Source organism: Mycolicibacter longobardus, assembly GCF_002102265.1.
Taxonomy (GTDB): domain Bacteria; phylum Actinomycetota; class Actinomycetes; order Mycobacteriales; family Mycobacteriaceae; genus Mycobacterium; species Mycobacterium longobardum.
The window spans coordinates 68,373-84,237 of record NZ_LQPG01000057.1 but is presented as its reverse complement, the minus strand read 5'-3'; the positions used below and the strand labels follow the sequence as shown (position 1 = coordinate 84,237).

The following is a 15,865-nucleotide window of genomic DNA, read 5'->3' as shown; positions in this document are numbered from 1 at the left end:
TCTACAACCGCCTCCACACCGACGAGAAGTCACGACACCACACACCCCACGCCGCCGCTGCTTGACATAGGAGCAATGCACGCTCACCGGAGGCGGCGGACTCAGAGCCAGCCGTTGCGGCGGAACGCGCGATAGAGCACCGTGCAGATGATGGCCATGCCCACCAGGACCAGCGGATAGCTGAACACCCAGTGCAGTGCCGGCATGTGGTCGAAGTTCATTCCGTAGATGCCGGCGATCATGGTGGGGACGGCGATGATGCCGGCCCAGGCCGACATCTTGCGCATGTCGGTGTTCTGCTGCATGCCCACTCGCGCGAGCGCGGCCTGCACCAGGGAGCTCAACATCTCGTCATAACTGGAGATCTGTTCGCCGGCACGGGTCTGATGGTCGGCGACGTCACGCAGGTATCGCCGCACCTCCTTGGAGATCAGATCCTTGTAGTCGGTCTGCATCCGCTGAAACGGCACGGACAGCGGCGCGACCGCACGCCGCAGTTCGACGACCTCGCGCTTGAGCTGATAGATCGGTTCCACGTCGGTGCGGGTGCCGGGGGCGAAGGCCATTTCCTCGATGGTGTCGATGTCGCTTTCCATCAGGTTGGTCACCTCGACGTAGCGGTCCACGACGTGGTCGGCGATGGCGTGCATGACGGCATAGGGGCCCAGCCGCAGATGGTCCGGGTCGGCGTCCATCCGTCTGCGGACGTCCGACAGGCTGCCGTGTTCGCCGTGCCGGACGGTGACGACGAAGTTCTTGCCGACGAAGATCATCACCTCGCCGGTCTCCACGATGCGTCGCGGCAGCGACTCCGACTCGTGCGGGACGTAGTTGACGGTCTTGAGCACCAGGAACAGGGTGTCGTCGTAGCGCTCCAGCTTGGGACGCTGGTGGGCATGCACGGCGTCCTCGACAGACAGTTCGTGCAGTTGGAAGGTTGCGGCCACGCCTTGCATCTGCGCCTCGCCGGGCTCGTGCAGACCTACCCAGACGAAGGCATTCCGACCGGTGGCTTCGATCTCGCGGACTTTGGCCTTCGCGCCCGCGGGGGTGAACTCGCCGGGAACCCGCCGGCCGTCGGTGTAGACACCGCAGTCGACCAACACCCGGGGAGCCGGGTCCCGCAACGCTGTCACAGCGGCCTCCCTCCCGGCGCAGATGCCGGTCAAATGCTACGCGTCCAGCCCGAACGTGACCGGTCAGCGCCGGTGCGCTAGTTTCGACCCGGACCAAAGCCAGACAAGCCGAACCCGTTCGAGGAGCACTTGACGTGAGCAAATCCCCACTCAAGGTCGCCGTCACCGGCGCCGCCGGTCAGATCGGCTACAGCCTGCTGTTCCGCCTGGCCAGCGGCTCGCTGCTGGGCCCCGACCGGCCGATCGAACTGCGTCTGCTGGAGATCGAGCCCGCGCTCAAGGCGCTCGAGGGCGTGGTGATGGAGCTCGACGACTGTGCGTTCCCGCTGCTGTCGGGCGTGCAGATCGGCTCGGACGCGAACAAGATCTTCGACGGCGTCAACCTGGCGCTGCTGGTGGGCGCCCGCCCGCGTGGACCGGGCATGGAGCGCAGCGACCTGCTCGAAGCCAACGGGGCGATCTTCACCGCGCAGGGCAAGGCCCTCAATGCGGTTGCGGCCTCCGACGTCCGGGTGGGTGTGACCGGCAACCCGGCCAACACCAACGCGCTGATCGCGATGACCAACGCCCCCGACATCCCCAAGGAGCGCTTCTCCGCGCTGACCCGTCTGGACCACAACCGGGCGATCTCGCAGCTGGCCGCCAAGACCGGCGCCAAGGTCACCGACGTCAAGAAGATGACGATCTGGGGCAACCACTCCGCCAGCCAGTACCCGGACCTGTTCCACGCCGAGGTCGGCGGGCGCAACGCCGCCGAGGTGGTCGGTGACCAGGCCTGGATCGAGAACGACTTCATCCCCACCGTCGCCAAGCGCGGCGCGGCGATCATCGACGCGCGCGGCGCTTCGTCGGCCGCCTCGGCGGCTTCGGCCACCATCGACGCCGCCCGGGACTGGCTGCTGGGCAGCGCGGACGGGGACTGGGTGTCGATGGCGGTGGTCTCCGACGGCTCCTACGGTGTGCCGGAGGGCCTGATCTCCTCGTTCCCCGTCACCACCTCCGGTGGGGACTGGAGCATCGTGCAGGGCCTGGAGATCGACGACTTCTCCCGCGGCCGGATCGACGCCTCCACCGCCGAGCTGGCCGAGGAGCGCGAAGCGGTCACCGGGCTGGGCCTGATCTGAGCGGGGCCGGGCGCAGGGGCGCTGAGCCGTTGCCGGTCGCGTTGTGCCAGCGCAGTACCCTGGACTATCGATGCCCGAGAACCTTGCGAACATGGTGAACAGCTCGCCGATCGTCATCGGAGACGAAGAGATCTTCGAAGCCCACATGGGCGGAAAGATCTCCGTCGACCTCAAGGCCCCGTTGGACAGCCAACGCGCGCTGTCGATCGCCTACACCCCCGGGGTGGCGCAGGTCAGTCGTGCCATCGCAGCCGACCGCACGTTGGCCGCTCGCTACACCTGGGCGCACCGGCTGGTGGCGGTGGTCAGCGACGGTACATCGGTGCTCGGACTCGGTGACCTCGGGCCGACGGCGTCCCTGCCGGTGATGGAGGGCAAGGCCGCGCTGTTCAAGACATTCGCCGGCTTGGACTCGATTCCGATCGTGCTGGACACCAAGGATCCCGATGAGATCGTGGAAACCCTGGTGCGGCTGCGCCCGTCGTTCGGTGCGGTCAACCTGGAGGACATCTCCGCCCCGCGCTGCTTCGAGATCGAGCGCCGGGTGATCGAGGCGCTGGACTGCCCGGTGATGCACGACGACCAGCACGGCACCGCGATCGTGGCGTTGGCGGCACTGATGGGCGCGGCCAAGGTGCTGGGCCGGGATATCTCGTCGCTGCGGGTGGTGGTCTCCGGTGCCGGCGCCGCGGGTGTGGCGTGCGCCAACATCCTGCTGTCGATGGGCATCTCGGAGATGATCGTGCTGGATTCGCAGGGTGTCCTGCACCAGGGACGCACCGATATGAACGAGGTCAAGGTCGAGCTGGCGCAGCGCACCAATCCCTCCGGCCTCACCGGCGGCCTGGCCGAGGCGCTGGCCGGCGCCGACGTGTTCCTGGGCGCCTCCGGAGGCGTGGTGCCCGAGGAGTTGATCGCATCGATGGCTCCCGGCGGGGTGGTCTTCGCGCTGTCCAACCCCGACCCGGAGATCCACCCCGAGCTGGCCGCCAAGTACGCGGCGGTGGTGGCGACCGGCCGCAGTGATTTCCCGAACCAGATCAACAACGTGCTGGCCTTCCCCGGAGTGTTCCGCGGTGCCCTCGACGCGGGCGCCCGCCGGATCACCGAGGGGATGAAATTGGCTGCGGCCGAGGCGATCTACTCCGTCGTCGCCGACGATCTGGCGCCGGACCGGATCGTGCCCAGCCCGCTCGACCCCCGGGTGGAACCGGCCGTCGCGGCGGCGGTCGCGGCAGCCGCCGGCTCGACGTCCTGAGCGCACGGTGCCCCGGCCGCTGAGACATCACCTGCGCCGCCTGGCGCTCGGATGGGTGGCCCTGCTGATCGCCGGTTGTGGTGTCCATCCGGGGCCGCCGCCGCTGAGCGTGGGAACGTCACCGGACCCGCAGTCGCAGATCCTGGCCCAGCTGTACGTGAGCGCCCTGCGCGGCGCCGGTGCCGCGGTGCGCGTCGAGACGCTCGCCGACCCGGTCGCCGGACTGGAAACCGGGCAGCTGACCCTGGTTCCGGGCTTCACCGGTCGGTTCCTGGCGGTGTTCGCCCCCGACTCGGCGGCACGCTCCGATCGGCAGGTCTACTGGGCGTTGGCCGGTGCGCTGCCGGAGGGGCTCGCGGTGGGCGACTACGCCATGACGGCCGCCGACAAACCCGCGCTGGCCGTGACGAAAGCCACCGCGACCGCGTGGGGCGACACCGACCTTCGCGCGCTGGTGCGGCACTGCTCCGGTCTGGTCGTCGGTGGTGTCGCCGGTGTGCGGGCCCCGGCTGCGGTAGGCCGGTGCACGCTGCCAAGGCTGCGCGAATTCCCCGACGACGCAGCGTTGTTCGCTGCGTTGCGGGCCCGGCAGATCTCCGCCGCGTGGACCAGCACCGCCGATCCCGCCGTGCCGGACGACACAGTACTGCTCACCGACGGCCGACCGGCACTGGTGCGCGCCGAGAATGTGGTGCCGTTGTATCGGCGTAACGAGTTGACCGAGCCTCAACTGTTGGCGGTCAACCAGGTGGCCGGTGTGCTGGACACCGATGCCCTGGCCGACATGCGCCGTCGGGTGGCCGGTGGTGCCGATCCGCAGGCGGTCGTCGACGCGTTCTTGGAGGAGCACCCGCTCGGACGGTAGGGGTTTGCCCGGGGCGGGGTATGCCACATTTGCCCGCCTATGCGCGACAACTGACGCGATGTGGGCTTGTCGACGTTGTTTGTCGCGCATAGGTGGGCAAAAGTCGCTATGCCCCCGGGGTGGTGTCTACTGGGGCCGGAACCTGGGGATGACGAACGCGAACAGTCGCTGGTACCTCGAACCGGTGAGGCGCACCAGCAGGTCGAGCGCCCGGGCGTCGTTGCCGATCAGCACGCGGGCCCGGTTCTTGCTGACCCCTTCGAGGATCACCCGGGCGGCCTCCTCGGCGCTGGTGGAGGCCAGCCGCCGGTCGAAGAAGTCGGCCATCGCAGCGGCGTCCAGGCCCTCGGCGACGGTGGCGTTGCGGGCGATCGCGGTCTTGATGCCGCCCGGATGCACCGTGGTGACTTTGACCGGGTGCTTGGCTATGGCCATCTCCTGCGCCAACGCCTCGGTGAAGCCGCGGACGGCGAACTTGGCCGCGTTATAGGCGGCCTGGCCGGGCATCGACAGCAGCCCGAACAGGCTGGAGATGTTGATGACGTGCCCGTCGCCTGAGGCGATCAGGTGGGGCAGGAAGGCCTTGGTGCCGTTGACCACGCCCCAGAAGTCGACGTCCATCACCCGTTCGATGTCCTTGAACGGGGTGACCTCGACGTCGCCGCCGAACGCGATGCCGGCGTTGTTGTAGATCTGGTTGACCTTGCCGAAGTGCTCGTTGACCTCGTCGGCGTAGGCGATGAAGGTCTCCCGCTCGGTGACGTCGAGGCGGTCGGCCTTGACTCGTACTCCCAGCGCGGTCAACCGCCGCTCGGTCTGCGCGAGCCCTTCGGTGTCGACGTCGCTGATCGCCAGCTGCGCGCCCGCGCGGGCCAGCTCGACGGCCAGTGCCTGGCCGATACCCGAACCGGCGCCGGTGACCACGGCAACTTTTCCGGCGAATCCCTGCATGTGTTCTCCCCAGCCGTAAGTGGACTGACCGAGCTTATCCGGTACCGCTGGTACTGGGTTTGGTGGCCCCGAACGGGGGTCACCCAAACGCGAGGTCGATAATCTCCTGCTGCTCGACGGCGTGCACCTTCGACGAGCCCGACGACGGTGCCGACATCGCCCGCCGCGAGATCCGCTTGATCCCGGTCAGCTTCTCGGGCAACAGCTCCGGCAGCTCCAGGCCGAACCGCGGCCACGCCCCCTGGTTGGCCGGCTCCTCCTGCACCCAGAAGAACTCCCTCGCGTTCGGGTAGAGGTCCAGGGTGGTGGCGAGGCGACGCTTGGGCAGCGGGGCCAGCTGCTCGATCCGAATGATCGCCACGTCGTCGCGTCCGTCCTTGGCCTTGCGCGCGGCCAGCTCGTAGTACAGCTTGCCGCTGGTCAACAGGACCCGGCTGACCTTGCTCCGGTCGCCGTCGCCGTCGCCGTAGGTGGGCTCCTCGAGCACCGAGCGGAACTTGACGTCGGTGAAGTCCTTGATGTCGCTGATCACCGCCTTGTTCCGCAGCATCGACTTCGGGGTGAACACGATCAGCGGCCGCTGGATCCCGTCGAGGGCATGCCGGCGCAGCAGGTGGAAGTAGTTCGACGGGGTCGACGGCATCGCGATGGTCATCGAGCCCTCGGCCCACAGCTGCAGGAAGCGCTCGATGCGCCCGGAGGTGTGGTCGGGCCCCTGGCCCTCATGGCCGTGCGGCAGCAGCAGCACCACGCTGGACAGCTGTCCCCACTTGGCCTCGCCGGAGCTGATGAACTCGTCGATGATCGACTGGGCACCGTTGACGAAGTCGCCGAACTGGGCTTCCCACAGCACCAGGGCTTCCGGGTTGCCGACGGTGTAGCCGTATTCGAAGCCGACGGCAGCGAATTCCGACAGCGGTGAGTCGTAGACCAGGAACTTGCCGCCGCTCGGGGTGCCGTCGGCGTTGGTGGCCAGCAACTGCAGCGGGCTGAACTCCGCGCCGTTGGCCTGGTCGATGATCACCGAGTGCCGCTGCGAGAAGGTGCCGCGTCGGGTGTCCTGACCGGACAGCCGGATCAGCTTGCCGTCGGCGACCAGCGAACCCAGCGCCAGCAGCTCGGCGAACGCCCAGTCGACCTTGCCCTCGTAGGCCATCTCGCGGCGTCGCTCCAGGACGGGCAGCACCCGGGGGTGCACGGTGAAGCCGTCCGGAATCGCCATGAACGCGTCACCGATACGGGCCAACATCGCCTTGTCCACCGCGGTGTTCAGGCCGCGCGGCACCTGCTGCTCGGACTCCACCGACTCGCTGGGCAGCGCGGCGTGCTTCTCCAGTTCGCGGATCTCGTTGAACACCCGCTCCAACTGGCCGTGATAGTCGCGCAGGGCGTCCTCGGCCTCTTTCATCGAGATGTCGCCACGGCCGATCAGGTCTTCGGTGTAGCTCTTGCGAACGCCGCGCTTGGTGCCGATCACGTCGTACATGTACGGGTTGGTCATCGACGGGTCGTCGCCCTCGTTGTGCCCGCGGCGGCGGTAGCACAGCATGTCGATGATGACGTCCTTGTGGAACTTCTGCCGGAAGTCCACCGCCAGCCGGGCCACCCAGTCGCAGGCTTCCGGGTCGTCGCCGTTGACGTGGAAGATCGGCGCGCCGATCATCTTGGCCACGTCGGTGCAGTACTCGGTGGAGCGGGAGTGGTCCGGCGCGGTGGTGAACCCGATCTGGTTGTTGACGATGATGTGGATGGTGCCGCCGACCCGGTAGCCGGGCAGCATGGCCATGTTCAGCGTCTCGGCGACCACGCCCTGGCCGGCGAACGCTGCATCGCCGTGCAGCATCATCGGCACCACCGAGAATCCCGGCTGCGCGCTGCTGTCCGAGGTGCCGCGATCCAGCAGGTCCTGGCGGGCCCGGACCAGGCCTTCCAGGACCGGGTCGACGGCCTCCAGGTGCGACGGGTTGGCGGTCAGCGACACCTGAATGTCGTTGTCGCCGAACATCTGCAGATACACCCCGGTGGCACCGAGGTGGTACTTGACGTCGCCGGAGCCGTGCGCCTCGGCCGGGTTGAGGTTGCCCTCGAACTCGGTGAAGATCTGCGAGTAGGGCTTGCCGACGATGTTGGCCAGCACGTTGAGCCGGCCGCGGTGCGGCATCCCGATGACGACCTCGTCGAGGCCGTGCTCGGCGCATTGGTCGATGGCCGCGTCCATCATCGGGATGACAGTCTCGGCGCCCTCCAGGGAGAACCGCTTCTGCCCGACGTACTTGGTCTGCAGGAAGTTCTCGAACGCCTCGGCGGCATTCAGCTTGCTCAGAATGTACTTCTGTTGCGCCACAGTCGGTTTGACGTGCTTGACCTCGACGCGTTCCTGCAGCCACTGCTGCTGTTCGGGTTCGAGGATGTGGGTGTACTCCACGCCGACGTGGCGGCAGTAGGCATCCCGCAGTACGGAAAGGATCTCGCGCAGCTTGCGGTAGTCCCCGCCGGGCAGGCCTTCGACCTTGAACTCCCGGTCCAGGTCCCACAGCGTCAGTCCGTGACTCTGCACGTCCAGGTCCGGGTGGCTGCGGAATCGGGTGTTGTCCAGGCGCAGCGGGTCGATGTCGGCCATCAGGTGGCCGCGGTTGCGGTACGCGGCGATCAGCTCGACGACGCGGGCGTTCTTGTCGACCACCGAATCCGGGTTGTCCGAGCGCCACCGCACCGGCTCGTAGGGGATGGACAGCTCGAAGAAGATCTCGTCCCAGAAGGCATCGGAGAGCAGCATCTCGTGCACGGTGCGCAGGAAGTCACCGGATTCGGCGCCCTGGATGATGCGGTGATCGTAGGTGGAGGTCAAGGTGATCACCTTGCCCACACCGAGCTCAGCGATGCGTTGCTCGCTGGCCCCCTGGAATTCGGCGGGGTACTCCATCGCGCCGACGCCGATGATCGCGCCCTGCCCGGCCATCAGCCGGGGCACCGAGTGCACGGTGCCGATGGTGCCGGGGTTGGTCAGCGAGATCGTCACGCCGGCAAAGTCCTCGGCGGTCAGCTTGCCGTCCCGGGCGCGGCGCACGATGTCTTCGTAGGCGGCGACGAACTGCGCGAACCGCAGCGAGTCCGCGCCCTTGATGGCGGCCACCACCAGGGAGCGCTTGCCGCCGGCGCCGTGCAGGTCGATGGCGAGCCCCAGATTGGTGTGCGCCGGCGTGACGGCATTCGGCTTGCCGTCCACCTCGGCGAAATGCCGATTCATGTTGGGGAACTGCTTAACCGCCTGCACGATCGCGTAACCCAGCAGGTGGGTGAAGGAGATCTTGCCGCCGCGCGTCCGCTTGAGCTGGTTGTTGATGACGATGCGGTTGTCGATCATCAGCTTGGCCGGCACGGCGCGCACGCTGGTGGCCGTCGGCACCTCCAGCGAGGTGGACATGTTCTTGACCACCGCCGCAGCGGCGCCACGCAACACCTGCAGCTCGGCGTCGCCGGCCGGTGCGGGGGCCTGCGAGGCGGCGGGCTTGGCGGCCTTCTCCGCAGTTGCCGACGCCGCCGGGGCGGGGGAGGCCGGCGCCGCGGGCGCCGGTGCAGGGGAGGGAGCCGGGGGCGCCGCGGAGGTCACCGGCGGGGGCGTGGCGGCGCCGTCATCGTGCGGACCGCCGGGTTTGTAGTCGGCGAGGAACTCGTGCCAGCTCGGATCCACCGAGGAGGGATCCTCGCGGAATTTGCGGTACATCTCCTCGACTAGCCACTCGTTCTGACCGAAGGGTGAACTCATACCGCTCACGACAGCTTCTCGCCTCGATTCCTGGTCGTCCGGCGAAGCACCTGCGCCGCGCCCACCTGCCTCATAAAGGCTAGCCCCTCCCAGATATTCCGACAGGCCCGCAGCCGATTGTCTACCGGCCGCTCTGCTGGCCGGGATCAGGCAGACGGTTGCGCTGAGTCGGCATCGTCGTCGGGCAGGGCGGGCAGCAGGTGCAGGGTCACCGGCCAGCGGTCGGCCGGGGCGCCGAACGCCTTGCGGGCATTTCCGACGATCTTCTTGCCCATCAGGCGGTTCCCGATGGCCCCGATCAGCGCGCCCAGGCCGACCGGCAGCAGTTTGCCGAAGGCCAGCGCCCCGCGGCGGAGCGTGAAGCGCTTGACAAAGTACCGCGTCAACCGGGAGTTCAACTCTCTGACCGCCGGCAGCGGTACTGCGGCCACCCCCGCCGACCCTTCGGCGAGCCATGCGCCGCCGGTGCGGCCAGAGCCCAGCAGGTCGGTGATGGCGCTCTTGCCCTGGTCGCCGACCAACACCGCCAGCACCAGGGCGCGGCGGCGTTCCCGATTTTCGACGGGAATACCGTGCACTTCGGCGACGGACAGCACGAAGAACGCGGTGGCCTCCAGGAAGACCGCGGTCTCCCCGGCGACCGCCGACAGGGCCATCAGGGTACCGATCGCCGGTACCGCGGCGGTGGCGCCCACCGCGGCGCCGCCGGCCGTCACCGCCGCCAGGTAACGCTTCTCCAGCTTGGCCGCCACCTGCGCCGGGCCGGCGTCGGGATCAGCGTTGCGCAGTCGCGCCACGTACGCGCGCACCGCCGGGCCCTGCACCCGTTCGCTGCGCTCGATCACCCGTGACAGCACCCGGGCTGCCATGCTGGGCTTCTCATCGCCGAAGGCCGGCGCCGCGTCCTGCGCCGGGCGCCGCCGTCGAAAGATGCCCATGTTGCCTCCCGTTCCGCCTCGGTGATCTTCAGGCTAACGCGGTGGCGGTTGTTTACCCGTTTCAACGGCGCGGTCACGCCCCGGTAGCGAATCGCCGCCCCGGCGATCCGAGTTGTTCCGGACCACATCTGTCCGTAGCGTCGGATGAGGTGGCTTTATGCCCGGAAGCGCAGCGATCGGAGGGGCGGCGCTTGAACAGCACGAGCGACGACGCGAGACGCGCCGATACCGCACGCTCGGCTACCGGGGCCGATGCGGCCAATCCGTGGAACGCGCTGTGGGCGATGATGCTCGGCTTCTTCGTGATCCTGGTGGACTCCACGATCGTCGCCGTCGCCAATCCCAGCATCATGGCGGCGCTCGACGTCGGCTACGACACCGTGATCTGGGTTACCAGTTCCTACCTGCTGGGCTACGCGGTGCCGCTGCTGGTCGCCGGGCGGCTCGGCGACCAGTTCGGCCCGAAGAATCTGTATCTGATCGGGCTGGCGGTCTTCACCGCCGCGTCGCTGTGGTGCGGTCTGGCCGGCGGGATCGAGATGTTGATCACGGCCCGGGCGGTACAGGGCGTGGGCGCCGCCCTGTTGACCCCGCAGACCCTGACGGTGATCACCCGCACCTTCCCGCCGGACCGGCGTGGCATGGCGATGAGCATCTGGGGAGCCACGGCCGGGGTGGCGACGTTGATCGGACCCCTGGCGGGCGGGGTGCTGGTGGACCGGCTCGGCTGGGAGTGGATCTTCTTCGTCAACGTCCCGATCGGCGTCATCGGCATGGTGATGGCCATCGTGCTGATCCCCGAGCTGCCGGTCCACCGGCACCGCTTCGACCTGATCGGGGTGGCGCTGTCGGGTGTCGGGATGTTCCTGGTCGTCTTCGCCCTGCAGGAAGGCGAGTCGCAGAGTTGGGCGCCGTGGATCTGGGCGCTGATCGTCGGCGGCATCGGCTGCTTGGCGGCCTTCGTCTACTGGCAGGACGTCACCGACGGCGAGCCGCTGGTGCCCCTGCACATCTTCCGTGACCTCGACTTCACCCTGTCCAACGTCGGGGTGGCCGTCATCGGCTTCTCGGCCACCGCGATGGTGCTGCCGGTGATGTTCTATGCCCAGGCGGTGTGCGGGATGTCGCCCACCCGGTCGGCGTTGCTCACCGCGCCGATGGCGATCGCCACCGGCGTGCTGGCCCCGGTGGTCGGCAAGATCGTCGACCGGGCGCATCCGCGGACGGTGGTCGGGTTCGGCTTCTCGGTGCTGGCGATCGCGTTGACCTGGCTGTCGATCGAGATGACGCCGGTGACTCCGGTCTGGCGGCTGGTGCTGCCGTTCGCGGCGGTCGGGATCGGGATGGCGTTCATCTGGTCGCCGCTGGCGGCCACCGCCACCCGCAACCTCCCGCCGCACCTGGCCGGGGCCGGCTCCGGGGTCTACAACGCGACTCGCCAGGTCGGAGCGGTGTTGGGCAGCTCCGGCATGGCCGCCTTCATGACGTCGCGGATCGCCGCCGACCTGCCGCCCATCCCGGGCGGCCTGCACTCCGAGCACACCGCCGGGGTTCTGCAGCTGCCCGAATTTCTGCACGAGCCCTTCGCGGCGGCGATGTCGGAGTCGACGCTGTTGCCGGCTTTCGTCGCGCTGTTCGGTGTGATCGCCGCGCTGTTCATGGTCGGCATCGTGGTGATGCCGCCGGAACGCCGGACCGCCGGGTCGATCGATGGCCCCGACGACCCCTTGGACGATTTCGGCGATTTCAACGATCTCGATGAATTCGACGACCGCGCCGATGATCCTGTCGTCCTGGAACGCGTCAGTCTGCCCAGCCACTTCGCGGCCTTGCAGCCGAACCGCGAAGTCGATGAGCGCACCGATCCGATTCCGGTCGTCGCCCGACGCGGCCGGGAGATCCGCCGGCGGGTCCGTCAGGTCCGCCGCGATGAGCCCGCCACCGAGCCGCTGACCGTCGAGATCCCGCCGGTGCGCACGGTGATTCCGGAACCCGAGCCGGAGCCGGTAGTACTGCACCACAACGGCTTTCATGTCGATGAGGGACGCCATTTCCGTCCCCTCAACAACGGGACGCCGGTGTCCGACGTGCTGGCCAAATTCGGGATCACCAGCGCCAGCCCGGCGCGCCGCAACAGGCACTATCAGCAGGATCCCGACGACACCGATGTCTTGGGTCGGCATTCGCGCCGTGGCAATTAGTGCGCCGGCGTAGCAGGCGCCTCGGCTTACCTGGCGGTGTTGCCGATGATCTCCACCCCGGAGCCGTTCCAGTGGAACTTCACGGTACCGGTCAATCCCGGTATGCCGCTGGCGTTCTGCAGCGCAACCGTGTCACCGGTGCTGTGCGCCAGATCGATCCCGCCGAATCCGTAGGTGTCCGGCACCGACGGCGCGATGAACTCCCCGCGGTGAAAGAGCACCGCACGCGTACTCGGGTTCTCGGCGTTGGTGTTGGCCTTCACGATGACCGCCGACAGGTCGGCGCACGTGCTGTAGTTGCCGGCCAACGGTTCCGGGTTCCACGGTTGTCCGCTGCGCGGGTCGCGCGGCAGTTCCGAGACGGCCTTGGCGATTGCCGGGGCGGCCAGGTTGACCGCGCACGGATCGGCGGGCGCCGGGCTGCGGGTCGTCGCGGATGTGGTGGCGGGCGCTTCGGGTGGCGCGGCGGGCGGGCTGGTGTTCTGCGGCGTCTTGGCGACGGTGGAGTCGCCCGAGCTGCATCCGGCCAGCAGCGTCGCGGTCAGCACGACGATGACGGCCAACGGTTTGGCGGCACCCGACACACCGGGCACCGTACCGTCGCCCGGCCGCAGACTTGCGGAGGCGCGGCCGACCGCCCCGGGCGGCAGTTCGGTGAATCGTTCCGCCGCCCGTAGACTGCTAGGCGCCATGACCTCGCCTGATGCCCCCGCCGCGCCCCACTCGGACCCGCCCGCCCCGACCTTCGCCGACCTGCAGATCCACCCTTCGGTGCTGCAGGCCGTCGCCGACGTCGGCTATGAGACGCCGTCGGCGATTCAGGCCGCCACCATCCCCGCCTTGCTGGAGGGCTCCGACGTCGTCGGGCTGGCGCAGACCGGCACCGGCAAGACCGCCGCGTTCGCCATTCCGATCCTGTCGCGCATCGACACCACCAGCAAAGCCACCCAGGCGCTGGTGCTGGCGCCCACCCGGGAGTTGGCCCTGCAGGTCGCCGAGGCGTTCGGGCGCTACGGCGCGCATCTGCCGAGGATCAACGTGCTGCCCATCTACGGCGGTGCGTCTTACACGGTGCAGCTGTCCGGGCTGAAGCGCGGCGCGCAGGTCGTGGTCGGCACCCCGGGCCGGGTCATCGACCACCTGGAACGCGGCAGCCTGGACCTGTCCCACCTGGACTACCTGGTGCTCGACGAGGCCGACGAGATGCTGGCGATGGGTTTCGCCGAGGATGTCGAGCGCATCCTGGCCGACACCCCCGAGTACAAGCAGGTGGCGCTGTTCTCGGCGACCATGCCGTCGGCCATTCGGCGCATCACCAGCCGCTACCTGCACGACCCCGTCGAAGTCACCGTCAAGGCCAAGACCACCACGGCGGAAAACATCACCCAGCGCTACATCGAGGTGGCCGGGCCGCGCAAGATGGACGCCCTGACCCGGGTGCTCGAAGTCGAACCCTTCGAAGCGATGATCGTCTTCGTCCGCACCAAGCAGGCCACCGAGGAGGTCGCCGAAAAGCTGCGCGCCCGAGGATTTTCCGCCGCAGCCATCAACGGTGACATCGCGCAGGCGCAGCGGGAGCGGACCATCACCGCACTGAAGAACGGCAACATCGATATCCTGGTCGCCACCGACGTCGCTGCCCGCGGACTGGACGTCGAGCGCATCTCGCACGTCGTCAACTACGACATCCCCAACGACCCCGAGGCCTATGTGCACCGGATCGGGCGCACCGGACGAGCCGGGCGCTCGGGAACCGCGCTGCTGTTCGTCAACCCGCGGGAACGCCACCTGCTCAGGCTGATCGAGAAGGTGACCCGGCAGAAGCTGATCGAGGCCGAGCTGCCCAGCGTCGACGACGTCAATGCTCAGCGGGTGGCCAAGTTCTCCGACGCGATCACCAATCATCTTGGCGCATCCGGTATCGAGTTGTTCCGCCGGCTGGTCGAGGACTACAGCCGTGAGCACAACGTGCCGATGGCCGACATCGCCGCGGCGCTGGCGTTGCAGTCCCGCGACGGCGAGGCGTTCCTGATGGTGGAACCGCCGCCGGACAAGCGACGCGAACGTGCCAAGCCGGATCGTGACGGCGGCCGGGATGGCCGCAAGAGCGATCGCAAGGGCCCGCCGAAAGAGGGATTCGCCACCTACCGGATCGCGGTCGGCAAGCGGCACAAGGTCAACCCCGGTGCCATCGTCGGCGCACTGGCCAACGAGGGCGGCCTGAACCGCAGCGATTTCGGGCACATCAGCATCAGGGTGGACCACTCGCTGGTGGAACTGCCGGCCAAACTGTCCGGCAAGACCCTCAAGGCGCTGGACCAGACCCGCATCCAGGGCCAGCTGATCAACCTGCGCCGTGACCGGCCGTCCGGCAAACCCGATCGTCACGGCGAAGGTAGGCACCGGAAACGGGCGGAATGAGCCTGCCGGAAGACGAGGACACCCAGGGCGGGCTCGAGCAGGTCGCCCATGTGGACCGAGTCGCCTCGCTGACCGGCGTGCGTGCGGTGGCCGCGCTGCTGGTGGTCGGCACCCACGCGGCCTACACCACCGGCAAGTACACCCACGGCTACGCCGGCCTGCTGGGCTCCCGGATGGAGATCGGGGTGCCGATCTTCTTCGTGCTCTCCGGGTTCCTGCTGTTCCGGCCGTGGGTGCGGGCTAACGCCTTCGGCCGGCCGGATCCCTCGGTACGCCGCTATGCCTGGCGCCGGGTGCAGCGGATCATGCCGGCCTACGTCGTCACCGTGCTGCTGGCCTATGTGATCTACCACTACCGCACCGGCGGACCGAACCCCGGCCACAACTGGATCGGGTTGCTGCGCAACCTGACGCTGACCCAGATCTACACCGACAACTACATGTACGGCTATCTGCACCAGGGCCTCACCCAGATGTGGAGCCTCGCGGTGGAAGTCGCCTTCTACGCGGTGCTGCCCCTGCTGGCCTACGTGACCCTGGTCTGGTTGTGCCGTCGGCAGTGGCGGCCGGTGCGGCTGCTGGCCGGACTGACGGCGGCGGCGGCGATCACGCCCGCCTGGCTGACCCTGGTCCATGCGGGCGACTTCCTGCCCGACGGTGCCCGGCTGTGGCTGCCGGGCTACCTGGCCTGGTTCGTCGCCGGCATGATCCTGGCGGTGCTGCAGACCATGGGCGTACGCTGCTACGGCTTCGTGGCGATTCCGTTGGCGCTCATCTGCTATCTCATCGCGTCCACCCCGATCGCCGGGGAACCCACCACCTCACCGGCCAAGCTGTCCGAGGCACTGGTCAAGGCGGGCTTCTACGCCGTGATCGCCGCGCTGGCGGTGGCTCCGCTGGCGCTGGGCGACCACGGCTGGTACGCGCGGTTCTTGGCGAGCCGGCCGATGGTGTGGCTGGGGGAGATCTCGTATGAGATCTTCCTGGTTCACCTGGTGCTCATGGAGTTGGTGATGGTGGAGGTGCTGCGCAGCCCGGTCTACACCGGGTCGATGATCAACCTCTTCGTGGTCACCATGGTGGTCACCGTGCCGGTGTCCTGGCTACTGCACCGGCTCACCCGCGTGCGGAGTTGAGCTGAATACCGTTCAGCCAAGAGCCTTTTGCGGTCACCTGTGTTCCCGGCCGGACCCTATAGGGATCGT

10 protein-coding genes and 1 pseudogene are annotated in these 15,865 nt (G+C 68.3%); 6 read left to right on the top strand and 5 right to left on the bottom strand.

What is annotated here, in order from left to right:
• Positions 1 to 101: 101 nt before the first annotated feature.
• Positions 102 to 1,118 (bottom strand): annotated as a pseudogene (gene corA / locus AWC16_RS22815) (magnesium/cobalt transporter CorA); the annotation flags it as partial.
• Between the two features lie 152 nt (positions 1,119 to 1,270).
• Here corA and AWC16_RS22810 point away from each other — a divergent pair.
• The 3 genes from AWC16_RS22810 (at position 1,271) to AWC16_RS22800 (ending at position 4,383) form a co-directional block, all read left to right on the top strand.
• Positions 1,271 to 2,260 carry a malate dehydrogenase gene (locus tag AWC16_RS22810; RefSeq protein ID WP_085266995.1) on the top strand — a complete coding sequence of 330 codons (990 nt, stop codon included), beginning with the start codon at positions 1,271 to 1,273 and terminating at the stop codon, positions 2,258 to 2,260.
• A 70-nt stretch (positions 2,261 to 2,330) separates the two neighbouring features.
• Positions 2,331 to 3,518, top strand: coding sequence for an NAD(P)-dependent malic enzyme (locus AWC16_RS22805; protein WP_085266994.1), 1,188 nt, complete (start codon positions 2,331 to 2,333; stop codon positions 3,516 to 3,518).
• Positions 3,519 to 3,525: 7 nt separating this feature from the next.
• Positions 3,526 to 4,383, top strand: a complete 858-nt coding sequence (locus tag AWC16_RS22800) for a glycine betaine ABC transporter substrate-binding protein (RefSeq protein WP_085266993.1) — start codon at positions 3,526 to 3,528, stop codon at positions 4,381 to 4,383.
• A 126-nt stretch (positions 4,384 to 4,509) separates the two neighbouring features.
• Here AWC16_RS22800 and AWC16_RS22795 read toward each other — a convergent pair whose 3' ends face one another.
• The 3 genes from AWC16_RS22795 to AWC16_RS22785 all read right to left on the bottom strand — a co-directional run bounded on the left by AWC16_RS22795 (position 4,510) and on the right by AWC16_RS22785 (position 10,038).
• Complete coding sequence (locus AWC16_RS22795) at positions 4,510 to 5,334, bottom strand: SDR family NAD(P)-dependent oxidoreductase (protein ID WP_085266992.1); 825 nt, start codon at positions 5,332 to 5,334, stop codon at positions 4,510 to 4,512.
• Between the two features lie 79 nt (positions 5,335 to 5,413).
• Complete coding sequence (locus tag AWC16_RS22790) at positions 5,414 to 9,109, bottom strand: multifunctional oxoglutarate decarboxylase/oxoglutarate dehydrogenase thiamine pyrophosphate-binding subunit/dihydrolipoyllysine-residue succinyltransferase subunit (protein ID WP_085266991.1); 3,696 nt, start codon at positions 9,107 to 9,109, stop codon at positions 5,414 to 5,416.
• A 137-nt stretch (positions 9,110 to 9,246) separates the two neighbouring features.
• Positions 9,247 to 10,038, bottom strand: coding sequence for a hypothetical protein (locus AWC16_RS22785; RefSeq protein ID WP_085266990.1), 792 nt, complete (start codon positions 10,036 to 10,038; stop codon positions 9,247 to 9,249).
• 284 nt (positions 10,039 to 10,322) lie between these two features.
• On the opposite strand from AWC16_RS22785, the gene AWC16_RS22780 reads away from it, so the two are divergent.
• Complete coding sequence (locus tag AWC16_RS22780) at positions 10,323 to 12,239, top strand: MFS transporter (protein ID WP_085267004.1); 1,917 nt, start codon at positions 10,323 to 10,325, stop codon at positions 12,237 to 12,239.
• A 26-nt stretch (positions 12,240 to 12,265) separates the two neighbouring features.
• Here the strand turns inward: AWC16_RS22780 and AWC16_RS22775 are convergent, their stop codons facing one another.
• Entirely contained in the window at positions 12,266 to 12,832 is a 567-nt protein-coding gene (locus AWC16_RS22775; RefSeq protein WP_409370696.1) for an LppP/LprE family lipoprotein, read from the bottom strand.
• Positions 12,833 to 12,929: 97 nt separating this feature from the next.
• Here AWC16_RS22775 and AWC16_RS22770 point away from each other — a divergent pair, with 97 nt between their 5' ends.
• Both AWC16_RS22770 and AWC16_RS22765 read left to right on the top strand, forming a co-directional pair.
• Positions 12,930 to 14,660: a DEAD/DEAH box helicase gene (locus AWC16_RS22770; protein WP_085266988.1), complete on the top strand. Its 1,731-nt coding sequence runs from the start codon at positions 12,930 to 12,932 to the stop codon at positions 14,658 to 14,660.
• Positions 14,657 to 15,796 carry an acyltransferase family protein gene (locus AWC16_RS22765; RefSeq protein WP_085266987.1) on the top strand — a complete coding sequence of 380 codons (1,140 nt, stop codon included), beginning with the start codon at positions 14,657 to 14,659 and terminating at the stop codon, positions 15,794 to 15,796. The genes AWC16_RS22770 and AWC16_RS22765 overlap by 4 nt, the downstream gene beginning before the upstream one ends.
• Positions 15,797 to 15,865 lie beyond the last annotated feature (69 nt).